At 71.8% G+C, this 14,058-nt stretch carries 13 protein-coding genes; 3 read left to right on the top strand and 10 right to left on the bottom strand.

Translation table 11 applies throughout. The annotated features are described in order from the left end of the window. Positions 1-6: 6 nt before the first annotated feature. On the bottom strand, positions 7-1,221 hold the full coding sequence (locus ACGFH8_RS10890) for a PP2C family protein-serine/threonine phosphatase (RefSeq protein ID WP_393365988.1): 1,215 nt from the start codon (positions 1,219-1,221) through the stop codon (positions 7-9). A gap of 268 nt (positions 1,222-1,489) precedes the next feature. On the opposite strand from ACGFH8_RS10890, the gene ACGFH8_RS10885 reads away from it, so the two are divergent. After that, a complete protein-coding gene (locus ACGFH8_RS10885; RefSeq protein ID WP_393365987.1) occupies positions 1,490-2,518 on the top strand; it encodes an ice-binding family protein in 1,029 nt (342 codons plus the stop codon). A 56-nt stretch (positions 2,519-2,574) separates the two neighbouring features. On the opposite strand, the gene ACGFH8_RS10880 is transcribed toward ACGFH8_RS10885, so the two are convergent. The 8 genes from ACGFH8_RS10880 to ACGFH8_RS10845 all read right to left on the bottom strand — a co-directional run bounded on the left by ACGFH8_RS10880 (position 2,575) and on the right by ACGFH8_RS10845 (position 10,592). Beyond that, positions 2,575-4,065, bottom strand: coding sequence for a glycoside hydrolase family 130 protein (locus ACGFH8_RS10880; RefSeq protein WP_393365985.1), 1,491 nt, complete (start codon positions 4,063-4,065; stop codon positions 2,575-2,577). After that, positions 4,062-5,114: a glycosyltransferase gene (locus ACGFH8_RS10875; protein WP_393365983.1), complete on the bottom strand. Its 1,053-nt coding sequence runs from the start codon at positions 5,112-5,114 to the stop codon at positions 4,062-4,064. The genes ACGFH8_RS10880 and ACGFH8_RS10875 overlap by 4 nt, the downstream gene beginning before the upstream one ends. Next, the gene (locus ACGFH8_RS10870; RefSeq protein WP_393365981.1) at positions 5,111-6,247 is read right to left on the bottom strand and encodes a glycosyltransferase; all 1,137 of its coding nucleotides are present in this window, start codon (positions 6,245-6,247) and stop codon (positions 5,111-5,113) included. The genes ACGFH8_RS10875 and ACGFH8_RS10870 overlap by 4 nt, the downstream gene beginning before the upstream one ends. A 117-nt stretch (positions 6,248-6,364) precedes the next feature. Further along, positions 6,365-7,369, bottom strand: coding sequence for a glycosyltransferase family 4 protein (locus tag ACGFH8_RS10865; RefSeq protein WP_393365980.1), 1,005 nt, complete (start codon positions 7,367-7,369; stop codon positions 6,365-6,367). Further along, positions 7,366-7,539 (bottom strand): hypothetical protein, encoded by a 174-nt coding sequence (locus ACGFH8_RS10860; protein ID WP_357521035.1) that lies wholly within the window; start codon positions 7,537-7,539, stop codon positions 7,366-7,368. Before ACGFH8_RS10860 ends, ACGFH8_RS10865 begins: the two co-directional genes overlap by 4 nt. A 372-nt stretch (positions 7,540-7,911) precedes the next feature. Further along, a complete protein-coding gene (locus tag ACGFH8_RS10855) occupies positions 7,912-8,943 on the bottom strand; it encodes a medium chain dehydrogenase/reductase family protein (protein WP_393365978.1) in 1,032 nt (343 codons plus the stop codon). Between the two features lie 91 nt (positions 8,944-9,034). Continuing rightward, positions 9,035-9,577: a TetR/AcrR family transcriptional regulator gene (locus tag ACGFH8_RS10850; RefSeq protein WP_393365976.1), complete on the bottom strand. Its 543-nt coding sequence runs from the start codon at positions 9,575-9,577 to the stop codon at positions 9,035-9,037. A 133-nt stretch (positions 9,578-9,710) separates the two neighbouring features. Then, a complete protein-coding gene (locus ACGFH8_RS10845; protein ID WP_393365974.1) occupies positions 9,711-10,592 on the bottom strand; it encodes a helix-turn-helix transcriptional regulator in 882 nt (293 codons plus the stop codon). A 134-nt stretch (positions 10,593-10,726) separates the two neighbouring features. Here ACGFH8_RS10845 and ACGFH8_RS10840 point away from each other — a divergent pair, with 134 nt between their 5' ends. Further along, positions 10,727-11,593 (top strand): oxidoreductase, encoded by an 867-nt coding sequence (locus ACGFH8_RS10840; RefSeq protein WP_393365973.1) that lies wholly within the window; start codon positions 10,727-10,729, stop codon positions 11,591-11,593. Between the two features lie 68 nt (positions 11,594-11,661). On the opposite strand, the gene ACGFH8_RS10835 is transcribed toward ACGFH8_RS10840, so the two are convergent. Beyond that, positions 11,662-13,209 carry an MFS transporter gene (locus ACGFH8_RS10835; RefSeq protein WP_393365971.1) on the bottom strand — a complete coding sequence of 516 codons (1,548 nt, stop codon included), beginning with the start codon at positions 13,207-13,209 and terminating at the stop codon, positions 11,662-11,664. A 106-nt stretch (positions 13,210-13,315) separates the two neighbouring features. On the opposite strand from ACGFH8_RS10835, the gene ACGFH8_RS10830 reads away from it, so the two are divergent. Continuing rightward, the gene (locus tag ACGFH8_RS10830) at positions 13,316-13,795 is read left to right on the top strand and encodes a winged helix-turn-helix transcriptional regulator (RefSeq protein WP_393365969.1); all 480 of its coding nucleotides are present in this window, start codon (positions 13,316-13,318) and stop codon (positions 13,793-13,795) included. The last annotated feature ends 263 nt before the right edge of the window (positions 13,796-14,058 follow it).

The raw sequence follows: 14,058 nt of genomic DNA, 5'->3' as shown, positions 1-14,058 counted from the left end.
CTCGGGTCAGGATCGGGACGCGGCGAGATCGCGGAGGTGCGCGAGCGGCAGGTGCGGCGGTCGCCACTCCAGGAAGAGGGCCGTGGCGTCGTCCTCCAGCCGGTCGTCCTGGTAGCCGACGACGGCGCGCACCAGGCGACGCATCGTCTCCGGGCTGGGCAACCCGTCGTTGAGGGCGCGGTTGACGAAGTCGACGAGCCGGTCCAACCCGAACTGTTCCCCGTCCGCGCTGCGCGCGTCGGTGATGCCGTCGGTGTAGGCGAGGATGCGGTCGCCCGGGTGCAACTCCTCCACGTGCACCCTCGGGCGGTGCGCCGACAGGTGGCCCAGCCCGAGCGGCAACGCGGTCGGCCCCGGCAGCTCCCGAATGGCCTTGCCGTCGCGCAGCAACATGGCGCCCGGGTGACCCGCGTTGATCACGCTGAGTCGGCCGGTCCGATGGTCCAACTCGATGAGCAGCCCGGTCGCGAAGAAGTTCGGGTGCTCGGAGCGCACCCACCTGTCGATGCTGATCGCCGTGTCGACCAGGTCGAGGCCGCATCGGCGCGCGTTGCGGTACGCGCTGACCACGAGTGAGGCAAGCGTGCTCGCCTTGATGCCGTGCCCGCAGGTGTCGAAGAGCCCGACACTGAGCACGTCGCCGTTGAGCGCGTAGTCGAAGATGTCGCCGCCGACGTCGTAACAGGGTTCGAGGATGGCGGTGATCACCAGGTCGTCGGTGGCGAAGGTCAGCGGCGGCAGCAGCCCCCACACGATCTCGGCCGCGACCTGCATCGGCAGACGCCGTCGCATCCGTTCGACCACGTCACCGTAGAGCCGCCTGTTGACCAGGATCTGGGCGATGTTGACCGCCACCTCCCAGGCTGGCCCGTCCATGGCCGCGTCGGCGGCCGCCGGCGAGACGATCTCCAGCACGCCCATCCGCTCGCACCCGAGCAGCAGTGGCACCCAGACCCGATCCGGGTTGTCGGGCGCGCGCTGGATGTCGAGGTTGGTGAAGGCCCGGCCGGCGAGGGTCGTCTCGATCGACAACTCGTCCCGCACCAGACCCGCGCCGAGCAGCGGCACGAGCAGGGACTGCGTGTAGTCGGCCAGGTAGATCACGATCTCGGTGGCGTCGATGCCGGGCGCCGCCCCGGCGACGAGCTGAGCCAGCTCGTCCGGGCCACTTCGGGGTGCGTTGAGCTGGAGCCACCGCACCATCTCGCCGACGTCGCCCACGCTGCACCTCCCCCGGTCCACTCCGAACCGTACGGCCACGGCAGGACGTGCGGTGACGCTACCTTGCCCGGCCGCGTTCCTCGCTCGCCGATCACCCCCTCCCGGCCGGTCGGTTGCCCTTTCGTCCCAACCGTCACAAGCATCTCAGTCGTTTCGCAACTATTGCGTATTAGATGTGCAAAAGTCCGTTTGAGCAATCCTGGTGCGGTGTGGTTCCGACCGCTGCACAACCGGCGTCTGGTGAGATGCCTTCGCGAAAGGGCACGTCGTGACAACCAAACTATTCAGCCATCCGCGCCGCGCGACACTGTCCGCACTGGCGGCCGTTGCCGCCAGCGGCACAGCCGTCGCCGTGCTGATCTTCAGCGGCACCGGCGCGAGCGCCGCCGAGGCGCCCGTCGACCTCGGTACGGCGGCGAACTTCTCCGTGCTGGCCGGCTCCATGGTCACCAACACCGGGCCGACCTTCCTCGCCCAGGACCTCGGCGTCAGCCCCGGCAGCGCCGCGACCGGCTTCCCGCCCGGCCTCGTGGGCGGCGAGACGCACCTCGCAGACGCCGTCGCACTGCAAGCCAAGAACGACCTGACCACCGCCTACAACGACGCGGCCGGCCGGACCCCGTTCACCGTCCTGCCCGCGGAACTGGGTGGCACCACGCTGGTCCCCGGGGTGTACCGGATCGGCGCCGCCCAACTGACCGGCGCCCTGACCCTCAACAGTCAGGCCGACCCGGGTGCCGTGTTCATCTTCCAGATCGACTCCACCCTCGTCACCGCGTCGGGCAGCAGCGTCGTCTTCATCAACGGCTCCTCGCCCTGCAACGTCTACTGGCAGGTGGGCAGCTCGGCCACCATCGGCACGGGCAGCCAGTTCGTGGGCAACATCCTGGCCCAGGAATCGGTCACCATGACCACCGGCGCCACCCTCCAGGGCCGCGCAATGGCCCGGACCGCCGCGGTCACCCTGGACACCAACACCATCAACGCCCCCGTCTGCCTCCAGCCGACGGGCACGCCCACCCAGCCCACCGGCACGCCCACGGGTACACCGACGAGCACGCCGACGGGAACCCCGACCGGGACACCGACCGGGACACCGACCGGAACCCCGACCGGTCAGCCCACGGGTACGCCCACCGGGCAGCCCACGGCCGTGCCCACCCGCACGAGGCTGCCCGTCACGGGCGGCAGCGGCGGCAGTGCTCTGGTGCCCGTGCTGAGCGGGATCGGCGGTGTCGCCGTCGCCAGCGGCGCGGCCCTGCTACTCCTCTACCGACGTCGGACGACCAACTCCTGACTGAGGCGCCCCGGCGGCCGGTAACCAACCGGCCGCCGGGGCGGCACCACCGACTGTCACCCGTCCCGCTCACCCGCTGGCGGAGACTCCACCATCGCGGCGCGCAGGGCGGCCAACGACACGGTGGCGAAACCCACCCGGGAGTCACTCGCCCCGTACGGCAGCCACACCTCACCGTCGTGGATGAGCGCCCCGCAGGAGTAGACGACGTTGGGTACGTACCCGTCCCGGTCGTCCTCCTCCGGCGACAGGAGCGCACCGGGAAGGTGCGCGACGACCCGCTCCGGTCGGTCCAGGTCCAGCAGGAGCGCGCCGATCGCGTACCGGCGCATCGGTCCGACGCCGTGGGTGAGCACGAGCCAACCGCCGTCGGTCTCGATCGGGGATCCGCAGTTGCCGACCTGGATCAACTCCCAGCTGTCCCGCGGGCCGTGCAGCGGGATCGGGGCCTGCCAACGGTTCTCGCCGTCCAGGACGGTCAGGCCGATGGTCTCGCCGTCGGCGCGACACAGCGCCAGGTGCCGGCCGCCGACGGTACGCGGAAACAGCGCGACCCCCTTGTTGCGCGCGCCCGGCCCGCGCATCGGGGTCGTCTCGAAGCGGCGCAGGTCACTGCTGACCAGCGCACGGGTGGCGATGCTCCGGCCGTCGTAGGCGGTGTAGGTGGCCCGGTACACCGGCCCGGACTTGTCGACGAACCGGACGAACCGCGCGTCCTCCATGCCGTTGCTCTCGGCGGGGGTGGCCGGCCAGAGCACCCGTTGGTGCAGAGCCGTGTCGGCGGGGAAGGCCGTGGCGTAACTTCCGGCGTTTGTGCGACGCAGTTGTTCCAGGGTGCCCAACCCGGTGCTGCGGGAGAGCAACTCGGGTGGCAGGTTGGCGAGCAGCCGCTCGAAGGTGGCCTCGTCGTACCGCTCGGGCAGGGCGTCCAGCACCGTGGCGGTGACCTCGTTGTCGCAGTCCTCCTCGGCGAGGCCGGCGACGAGCAGGTCCCGGCGGTGCCGTACGCCCATCCGCTGCCCGACGGCCAGCGGGCCGGGCCGATCGGCGACGGTGAGCTGACGCCCGGGTCCGAGGACCGCGGTGGCGAATCCGATGGACGACAGATGACCCTCGCCGATCTGCCGCAGGCTGACCGCGACACGCAACTGCCCGACGCCCAGACCGGTCTGGTCCGGGTGGGCCACCATCGACGGGTTGCAGAGGGCGGCGGCCTCCACGGCGTACTCGTGGCTGAAGTACGCGCCGACGAGCAGCCGGCTGGTCGGCGAGAGATCCCGGGCCCGGGCGGCGCGGTGCCGGACGAGGTCGTAGTGGTGGTGGAACGTGCCGGCCAGGTCGCGGTGCCGGGCACCGAAGCGATCGAAGGTGTCCCGCAACAGCCGGCCGGTCTCGGCCTCGTCGAGGCGCGCGACCCGGTCGATGAGCGCCCGCGCGCGGGTACGCACCACCGCCGCGTCCTCCCCGGGGACGAAGAGCTTGACGATGACCCGCCGTGGATCCGGAGCGAGAGTGGCGTCGTGTCGGACGGCCAGACTCCGGATCACGACCACCGCCGGGCGTGCTGCAGGGTGGAGAGGAGCGCGAGAGTCGATTCGGCGCCCTGGTTGAGGTTGGGTCCGTGCGCGGTCAGCCCGTCGTAGCCGCCGCCGGTCGCCGGATCCCACATCGGCGTGCCGAGGTCGTTGTCGCCGAGGAACCACCCGATCGCCTGTCGTACCCCGGTGTCCCACTCGGGGTCACCGGTGACCGTGGCCGCCGTGGCACAGGCGTCGGCGAGCGCGGCGACCTCGATCGGCTGCTGGTCGTGGTGCAGCCGCACGGCGCCGTGCCGCCAGCCGCCGGCCGGCACGACCGACAGCCGTCCGTCGCGTAGCTGGACGGCGCGCAACCAGGCCAACATCCGCAGGCCGTCGTCCAGCTGTGGACCACCCTCGCGCAGTTGGCTCGCGGTGATGACCACCTCGGCGAGGGCCGCGTTGGCGTAGGTCAACGCTGGCCGTGGCCACGGCCAGCGCGGGTCGGTGCCCGCCGGGCCGACAGTGCTGGCCGCGTCCGCCAGCAGGGATGCGGCGGCGACGTGGCCCGGGTGGCGGCGGAGCACCTCGGCCGCGCCCAGCCCGGCGAACGCCATCGCGTGTGGGAACTTGGTGCGCAGATGGGCACCCCGGCTGAAGGCGACGAGCGCCTCCTCCCGTACCCAGGGTGCGGGGCTGCGGGCGACGGCCGTGCCCAGACCCCACAGCGCCCGACCCCACCAGTCGCCGAGCCCCGGTTCGTCGGCCCAGCGCCGATCGTGCCCGAGCCGGTTGTGGAAGGCGCCGTCGGCGCCCTGCGCGTGCGTCAGGAACGCCAGGTAACGCTCCGCGAGCCGCAGCACCTCCTCGCTCGGGTCCGGCTCGCGACAGACGACGACCAGCCCACGGGCCACGTCATCGGTGCAGTAGCCGTGTTCGCGACGGACGATGGCGTGCCGGGCGTGCTCGAAGAGACCGGTGTCGTCGCTCATCCGGATCAGGTGCGCGAAGCTCGGCGCGGGCGCCGTCGCCCAGCGTCCCCGGGGGGAGGTCCGGGGCCGACCGGTGGTCGTGGTCATGCCGGTACCGCGCTGACCGCCGGTGGGCGGGCCTCGCTGAGCTGCTCCGCGAGCGTTTCGTAGCGGGCCGCCACCGCCGGCCAGCGCAGGTGCGCGGCCAGCGGCCGGACCCGGCCGGCGAGCCGCGCGGTCAGGCCCGGCTCGGTCAGGATCCGCCGGATCGCCTTGGCCAGCGCCGCCGGGTTCTGATGGGGTACGACCAGACCCGGCCCACCGGTCAGCAGCTCCACGGCGTGGGGGAACGCCGTGGCGACGACGGGTACTCCGGCGGCCACCGCCTCGATGAGTACGCCGGAGGTGACCTGTTCGCGCGAGTCGTAGGGCAGGACCACCACGTCGGCGGAGCGGATCAACCGGCCCAGCGCCTCCTGGTCGTGGTAGACGTCCTGATAGTCGACGGCGTGCCCGACGCCCAGCTGGGCACCGAGCTGGTGCAGTCCCGCCCGGTACGCCTCACCGTGGTGCTCGATCACCTTCGGGTGGGTCCGCCCCGCCACCGTGTAGGTCGGAGTCGGTTCCAGATCCTGCAACCGCGCGAGGGCCCGCAACGACCACTCGATGCCCTTGCCAGGCCCGAGCAGCCCCCACGTCAGCAGGTGCGGGCGGGTACGCCGGTCGGCGGGTACACCGGCAAGCTCGGCCGCGCCGTGCGGGATCACCGTCACCTTGCCCGCTGGCACGGCGTACCCGACGAGCAGCCGGTCGCGGGCCGTGTCGGTCATCGTGACCACCGCCCCGGCCGTCGCCACGATCTGCTCCAACAGGGATTTCTGTCGGGCCGAGGGCTGGCGGAGCACGGTGTGCAGCACCACGATGCTTGGCACGCTGAGCCGCCGCAGCAACGGCAGGACCTCCTCGCCGTCGGTGCCGGGGTAGATGCCGTACTCGTGCTGGACGATCGCCACGTCGTACGCGTCCAGAGCGGCCGCCGCCTCCCGCCAGCCGGCCGGGTTACGCGCCGACCAGGTGTGCACCACCCCGGGCACGGGCCGCTGGTCGTCGCCGTGGTCGGTGACCCGGACGATGCCGCCGCGGGTGCCGTCGGCGGTCAACTGGGCGGCAAGGGCGGCGTTGAACGTGGCCAGTCCGCACCGGGTCGGTGGGTGGGTGCTGAGGAATCCGTAGCTGAGCATGAACGTCGGGCCTTCCGGTTGTCGGCCACCGCCGGAGTACGAGGGTGAGCCTCACGCGGGGACGGCGCACGCCGGTCAGCGTGTGTGACCGGCGGAACGGAGAGCGGTGCAGTTCAGTCAGTTGCGGAGGAGCTTGTCGTAGACGGCGAGATAGTCGGCGACCATCCGGTCCGCGCTGAAGCGCTTCAGCGCCTGCGCCCGACACTCGACCCGATCGAGGTCGGCAGCCTGGGTGACCGCCTCGACGGCCTGGTCGACGGTGTGGACGAGGAGTCCTGTCACCCCTTCGTCGACAACCTCGGGCATGGACCCCCGCTTGTAGGCGACGACCGGAGTGCCACACACCATCGATTCCACGACTGACAGCCCGAACGGCTCGTCGAAGGCGATCGGGTGCAGCAGTGCGGTGCTGTCGCCCAGCACCTCGGCACGCCGCCGCGGGCCCACCGACCCGAGGAAGACGACCTGATCGCCGTCGATGTGCGGGGCCACCTCTTCGGCGAAGTACCGCTCGTCCTGCACAATTCCGCAGATGGTCAGGGGCCGGCCGGCGCGGCGGGCGATCTCGATCGCGGTGTGCGTGCCCTTGTCCGGGTGGATCCGGCCGAAGGCGGCCAGCCCGGGACCGGCCTCGTTGGTGAACGGCAGTCCGCCGACGTCGACGCCGTGGTAGATCGTGGCCACGTAGTCGAGCTCCGGCGCCCGGTCGGCGTCGGAGATCGACACGTACGACGAGCGGGCTCGGCCGTAGGCGGGCAGGATGCCCGCGCCGGAGAAGCCGTGCACCGTGGTCAGCAGCGGAGCGCGGCAGTGCTCCGCGAACGCCAACGGGAGCCAGTCCAGGTGGCTGTGCACCACGTCGAACTGAGCCGAGCGGGCCAGCGCGTGGGAGACGTGCATCGCCTCCCACACCCGACCGTCCATGTCCGGGTCGTCGGCGTACCCCCGTGGGCAGACTCCGTCGAGCTGGGCGGACGTGACGGAGTCCAGTGTCGCGAAGAGCGTCACGTCCACGCCGCGGCTAACCAGACCCTCGGCGAGCAGGCCGGTCACCTGCTCCCACGGGCCGTAGTGGTGCGGAGGCGTACGCCAGGCGACCGGTCCGAGCAGAGCAACCCTCAAGGGGAGGACGCGTCGACGAGGTCAGCCGCGTTGAGGTGCAGGGTGGCGAGCAACCCGGAGTGCTTCGCCGGGTCCACGCGCTCCGGCAGCTCACGCTCGACCCAGTCGGCCCGAGCCTGCTGGCCCCGGTCGCGAAGTGCGGTGACGATCCTGTCCCTGGCGATCCTCATCTGGTGCTCCCCTGGTTGAGGTGTTCAAAACGATCATTCGCACGGACAGTCGTGTGCATGCGTGCGTCGGATCCGGACCACCAACTGTTCCGACCGCGAGAACGGGCGAAACCCGAAGCCTCGGGCCTTGGTCGGCGATCGGCCGACACGACCGGCGAGTCGCGGTGATGGGGATGACGATCGATAACGCCCCTGGCGGGCTGGTGGCGACGGCGTCTGGCGGCCACCGGGATCCCGGGCGACGTGTCAACCGTACGCCCCGTGACGTGCGGCTGCACACGCACCGCCGCCGGAGCGACAAACCCCGGCCGTCGCACCCGGCCTTCTGGGCTGCACGTCTCGCCGTCTCGACTGCTCGAATCACCCATGCGGTCAGGGCTCCAGCACCACCTTGCCCGCCCGGCTGCGCGTCTCGGCGAACACCAGCGCGGTGGAGACTTCGCTGAGCGGGTAGCGGGCGGCGATCTGCGGCACGATCACCCCTTGCCGCAGGAGGTCGAGCACGATGCCCAGGTCGGTATTCAGGCGACGGCGGAACGCGGCACGGCGGGTGAGGTGTCCGGCCCAGAAGTTGTAGAAGCCGGCCCGGTGGCCGTTCGGCAGCGCGTGCCAGGTGTAGAGGCGGGACAGCAGCTTCACGAAGACCCACGCGACCGACTGGCCGGAGTCCACGGCGCCGGCGTTGCCGTAGACGACGAGCGTGCCGCCGGGGGCGAGCAGGCCGTACGAGGTGCGGACGCCCGGGCCGCCCACCGGGTCGAAGACGGCGTCGACACCGCCCGGCGACAGCTCGCGCACGCGCGTGGCCACGTCCGGGTCACGGTAGTCGAGCGGTTCGACGCCGAGGTCGCGCAGCGCGGCGTGATGCCGTGCGGCGGCGGTGCCGATGACCCGCAGGCCGAGGTGACGTCCGAGTTGGACGAGCACGGTGCCGACGCCACCGTTCGCGCCGTGTACGAGGATTGTCTGCCCGGCCCGCAGGCCGGCGCTCCGCAGCATCTGCCAGGCGGTCACACCGTTGACGACGACGGTCTCGGCGGCGGCGGGGTCCACCTCGGCGGGTACGGGGGTCAGGGCGTCGATGTCGACGAGCGCGTGCGAGGCCCAGCCGCCGGTCTTGGTGACCGCCGCGACCCGGGTGCCGACGAGCGAGTCGTCCGCGTCGGGGCCGACCGCCCGGACCGTGCCGACGAGGTCGTAGCCGGGCACGAACGGGAACTTCGGCTGGCCGGGGTAGCGGTCGTGACGCATCTGCTGCTCGGCGAAGGAGATGCCGGTGGCCTCGACCTGGACGAGGGCCTGACCTCGGGCGGGGACGGGCATGGCGCGGCGGCGCAGTTGCAGTCCGTCGGGCTCCACCACGCCGGGCAGTACGACTTCGGTGATCATCGCATCGGTGGTCATCGGGACTCCTCCTGATTTGTAAGTGTGCACTCACACACATGTTCGGGTGAAAAGGTGGGCCGCTGTCGCGGCCCAGGGGTCGGTGGTCAGGTCAGGGGTGACGGATGCCGGCGGTCAGCGCGCGGGCCCACGACTCGGGAACCTGCTCCAGGCCGGCGGTGACGATCAGGTGGCAGAGCTGCCCGTACGCGAAGAACCGCTGCACCTGCGCGTCGTCGGCGCCGGAACGGTCCCGCACGAAGGTCGCGATCCGCCGGTAGCCGGCCCGCACCGCCTCGGCGATCTCCGGGATGTCCGTGACGGCCTGCGCCTGCACCTGGAAGAGGAGCAGGTCACGGTCGGCGATCAGCTCCGCGTACGCGCCGCCCATGGCGTCCAGGATCTCCTCGGGACCGCCGCCCGTGGCCTGCTCGGCTCCCGCCTCGATCGCCACGGCGATCCGCTCGAAGCACGTGTCGGCCGCCGCCACGAACAACCCGAGCTTGCCGGTGAAGAGCCGGAAGACGTACGCCTCGGAGATGCCGGCGGCGGCGGCGACGGCGGTGACCGGGGTGGCGTGGAAGCCGGTGCGCGCGAACGCCGACACCGCGGCGTTCAGCACGGTGACCCGGCGGGCTTCGGCAGTCGATCGCATGCTTGTAAGTGTGCACTCACAAACAAGGAACGTCAAGCCGGTCGCCGTCTACCGTCGACGCCGCCGCGTTCGCCACCGCGGTGTCGCAGGTGGCCATCGCCGCCGGCCGGGACGAGTCCCGGCCCGCCCTCCCTCACTCCAGCGGGTAGAGCCGGGCCGGGTCACCGGGTCGGAGGCTGTCCGGGATGTCGTCTGAGGTGCTGGCGGCGATCGAGCCGAGCAGCGCCAGGGAGCGCGCGGACTCCGTACCCGGCTCGGCGTGGTAGATCACCAGCAGTTGCCCGTCGGCGCCCGCGACCGCGAGCTTGTCGCAGTACAGGTCGAGGTCACCCACCTCCGGGTGACGCAGCCGACTGACCACGCCCTCCCGCCGACGCACCTCGTGGCGCGCCCACAACTGGCGGAAACAGTCGCTCTTGAGCGACAGCTCCCCCACCAGCGCCGTCAACCGGGGATCGTCGGTGGCCCCGCCCGAGTCGGCGCGCATCTGCCCCACCACACTCTGCATCGCCTGCCGCCAGTCGCGGAACAGCTCCCGCTCGGCCGGGTCGAGGAACACCGCCCGGAGCCGGTTCGCCCCAGGGGCGAGATTCGGCGACAGTGCCCTCGCCATCGGGTTCGAGGCCAGGATGTCGAGGTATCGGTTCTGCACGAAGGCCGGCATGTCGAGCTGCCGCAGCAGGTGCAGGATGCTGGCCGGCACCCGCTCGGCGGCCGGTCGGACCGCCCGTCGCGACCGCGCGCGGCTCAGCCCGATCAGGTACGCGGTCGCCTCCGGATCCAACCGCAGCACCCCGGCGAGGGCATCGAGGACCTGCACCGAGGGATGCCGTTCGCGACCCTGCTCCAACCGCAGGTAGTAGTCGGCGCTGATGCCGGCCAGCATCGCCACCTCCTCGCGCCGCAGTCCCGGCACCCGGCGCAGGCCCACGCCCGGACCGAGCCCGACGTCCTCGGGCCGGGTCTGCTCCCGACGGGCACGCAGAAAGTCGCCGAGCGGGTTCGTCGCGTCCATGCCACCGACGGTAGATCGCCCGGCCGCCCGGTGACTGGCTGTGTCACTACCAGGAACAGCTCGCCCTGCCGCCCGGTCGGCCGCCGGCGCACAGTCGACGCATATCCACTTCGATTACGGATAGAGATGACGACATGAGCGAGAACCTTCCCGGCGGGTCCCTGACCCCGGCTGACGGCCTCACCCTGAGCCGGATGGGCTACGGCGCGATGCAGCTGGCCGGCCCGGGTGTCTTCGGCCCGCCCCGCGACCACGAGCAGGCGCTCGCCGTGCTCCGCGAGGCCGTCGACCTCGGGGTCCGGCACATCGACACGAGCGACTTCTACGGGCCCGTGGTGGTGAACGAACTGATCCGCGAGGCGCTGCACCCGTACCCCGAGGATCTGCACCTGGTCACCAAGGTCGGCGCGCGACGCGGCGCCGACCGCTCCTGGATCCCGGCGCTGTCGCCGGACGAGCTGAAGGCCCAGGTCCGGGACAACCTCCAGCACCTCGGCCTGGACGTCCTCGACGTGGTCAACCTGCGGGTCGGCGTGGCGGAGGGCACCGGCGACGATCCCCTCTCCGAGCAGTTCGGCGCCCTCGCCGACCTGCGGCAGGAGGGGCTGATCCGGCACCTCGGGCTCAGCAACGTCACGCTCGCCCAGCTCACCGAGGCCCAGGCCATCGCCCCGGTGGTCACCGTCCAGAACCTCTACAACGTCGCCAACCGCCAGGACGACGCCCTGGTGGACAGGTGCGCGGCGGAGAACATCGCGTTCGCCGCGTTCTTCCCACTCGGCGGGTTCACGCCGCTGCAGTCCGACACGCTCAACGACGTGGCCGCGCGGGTGGGCGCCTCGCCGCAGCAGGTCGCCCTCGCCTGGCTGCTCCAGCGCTCCCCCACCACCGTGTTGATCCCGGGCACCTCGACGCTGGCGCACCTACGGGAGAACCTCGCGGCGGCCGACCTGAAGCTGCCGGCCGACGCGATCGAGGAGTTGGACGCCATCGGTGCCTAGGACGTGAGTCAAGGCCCTCCCGAGGCGGAGTCCGGGCGGCGGTCCGGCCAGGGTCTTTGACACCCGCCCTAGTGCTGGTGCGGGCGGTTGCGGACGAGGGCGAGCGTCAACACCGCGGTGACGAGGAAGACGATGCCGTTGACCCGCAACCCGGCCTGGACGCCTGAGGTCAGCGCCTCGGCCAGCGCCGCCCGTACCGGATCGGGCAGCGGTTGGTCGCCGGTGACGCCGGCGGCCACCGCCGTCCGCACGGCGGCCGCGGTGGGTTCGCCGACCTGGTGCGCGGCCAGCCGGTCGGGCAGGTCAGCAAGCATCGTGGTGGTCAGCAGCGTGCCCAACAGCGACGAGCCGAGTACGGAGCCGACCTGGCGGGCGGCGTTCACGGCCCCGGCGGCCATGCCGGCCTGCGCGGGTACGACGCTGGCCAGGGCCGCCGCCGTCGCCGGGGCCACCACCAGACCGCTGGCGGCGCCGAACAACGCGAACAGCGCCCAGCGACCGCCGAACGACGCGGTGGGCCCCTGGGTCGCCAGAGCGAAGCTGGCCACCGAACCCAGGACCAGGCCGAGGGCGATCGGCGCCTTGAAGCCGGTACGACGGATCGCCCGCCCGGCGCCGAAGGCGGCGAGCACGTAGGCGCCGAAGAGCACGAGCATCCGCCAGCCGGTGTCCAGCGGGCTGAGCGCCTGGGCACGTTCGTGGAAGAGGACCAGCAGGATCGCCACGCCGGTGAAGCCGAACAGCGACACGGCGGCAACGACCATGACGGCGCTGAACGACGCGGACCGGAACAGCCGTACGTCGAGCATCGGCGCGCTGGCCCGCAACTCGACAAGGACGAACCCGACAAGTGAGACAAGCGCGGCGATCCAGGCCACCAGCACCACCGGGCTGGTGTAGCCGTCCTTCCCGCCCTGGATCATCGCGTAGACGGCAGCGGCGATGGCGACGGTGCCCAGCAGCAGGCCCCGTACGTCGAGTCGGGCGGCGCTCGGCCGAGACTCGGCCACCCCGACGGCGGCCACGACGAGGGTGATCACGCCGAGCACGATCGTGGACAGGTAGACGCTGTGCCACCGGTGGTGCTGAAGCAGCGCGCCGGCGATGAGTGGGCCGATCGCGAGCCCGATGCCGGAGGCCGCCGACCACGCGGTGATGACCTCGGTACGTCGGTGCGGGTCGGTGAAGGTCGCGCCGAGGATCGCCAGGCTGTTCGGCAGGATCAGGGCCCCGCCCAGGCCGGCTACCAACTGCCCGACGATCACCCAGGCCACGGTCGGGGCGCCGGCCACGACGGCGGCACCAACGATCATCGCGATGACTCCGGCGCCGAACACGCGCTTGCGCCCGTAGCGGTTGCCGAGGGTGGCGGCGGACAGCACGACGCTCGCCACCATCAGCGTGTAGGCGCTCGGAACCCAGATCAGGGTGGTCGGGTCGACCCGCAGGTCCCGCTGGATCGTGGTCAGCGCGGAGACGGTAGCGGTGATCTGGAGAAACGTGATCATCGCGCCCAGACACATGGCGATCAGGGTCACCGGGCGGGAGCCGCGCAGCGCGGAACGGCCGGCCGCGGCCGGTCCGGGCGCGGGTGGGGCTGTGGTGTTGCTGGTCACGGGGTTTACCTCAGGGGCCGAGTGGGCTGGCTTGCATATGCTGAAGTCAGCGCATCCCAGTGAAGCACCTGACTAACCACCATGCAAGTCAGGTAGGCTTGACGGCATGGAGGACCTACGGGACGACCGCGACTCCTGGTCGAGTGAGAACTGCTCGGTGGCCCGGGCGATGGACATCGTGGGCAGCAGGTCAACGGTCCTGATCATGCGCGAGGCCCTGCTCGGCACCCGCCGCTTCGACGACTTCGTCCGCCGGGTCGGCGTCGGCGAACCCGCCATGGCCGCCCGACTCAAGGAAATGGTCGCCGCCGGCCTGCTCGAACGGATCCCCTACCGGGAGCCAGGGCAGCGCACCCGCCACGAGTACCAACTCACCCGCAAGGGCCGCGAACTCCTGCCCGTCATCACCGCCCTCCGCAACTGGGGCGACACCTGGGCCGCCGACGACGCCGGCCCGTCCATCGTCGCCACCCACCACGACTGCGGCCAACCGGTCCGCGCGGTGCTCCGCTGCGCGGCGGGCCACGAGATGACGGACGGCGACATCGACATCGCCGCCGGCCCGGGTTTGATCCGGCGCGGCTGACGGCTGAGGACCGGGCGGTTCGGCCTGATCCAGCGAGGTCAGAGTCTCGGGCTGGAGCGGGCGCGATCCGGGCGCGCTGCGGTTCGGTGGTGACCCCGATCGACCAGGGCCGGCGGGGCCGGCGGGGCCGGTTTCGGGTTCGGCCGGCCCAGGCGGGCCGGGCGTGGCCGACTTCGGGTGCCGCGGGCCCAGGCGGGCCGACTTCGGGTGCCGCAGGCCCAGGCGGGCCAGCTCCGGGTGCCGCAGGCCCAGGCGGGCCAGCT

It is taken from the genome of Micromonospora sp. NPDC049175, from assembly GCF_043197345.1.
Lineage (GTDB): Bacteria > Actinomycetota > Actinomycetes > Mycobacteriales > Micromonosporaceae > Micromonospora.
Note: the sequence above shows the minus strand (reverse complement) of the source record. Positions and strands in the feature narration are given on the sequence as shown.

Excerpts from the sequence above, each read along its gene's own strand:
- ACGFH8_RS10860 (WP_357521035.1), bottom strand. The coding sequence starts at position 7,539 with ATGAGGATCGCCAGGGACAGGATCGTCACCGCACTTCGCGACCGGGGC.
- ACGFH8_RS10870 (WP_393365981.1), bottom strand. The coding sequence starts at position 6,247 with ATGCTCAGCTACGGATTCCTCAGCACCCACCCACCGACCCGGTGCGGA.
- ACGFH8_RS10840 (WP_393365973.1), top strand. The coding sequence starts at position 10,727 with ATGAGCGAGAACCTTCCCGGCGGGTCCCTGACCCCGGCTGACGGCCTC.
- ACGFH8_RS10850 (WP_393365976.1), bottom strand. The coding sequence starts at position 9,577 with ATGCGATCGACTGCCGAAGCCCGCCGGGTCACCGTGCTGAACGCCGCG.
- ACGFH8_RS10830 (WP_393365969.1), top strand. The coding sequence starts at position 13,316 with ATGGAGGACCTACGGGACGACCGCGACTCCTGGTCGAGTGAGAACTGC.
- ACGFH8_RS10855 (WP_393365978.1), bottom strand. The coding sequence starts at position 8,943 with ATGACCACCGATGCGATGATCACCGAAGTCGTACTGCCCGGCGTGGTG.
- ACGFH8_RS10845 (WP_393365974.1), bottom strand. The coding sequence starts at position 10,592 with ATGGACGCGACGAACCCGCTCGGCGACTTTCTGCGTGCCCGTCGGGAG.
- ACGFH8_RS10875 (WP_393365983.1), bottom strand. The coding sequence starts at position 5,114 with ATGACCACGACCACCGGTCGGCCCCGGACCTCCCCCCGGGGACGCTGG.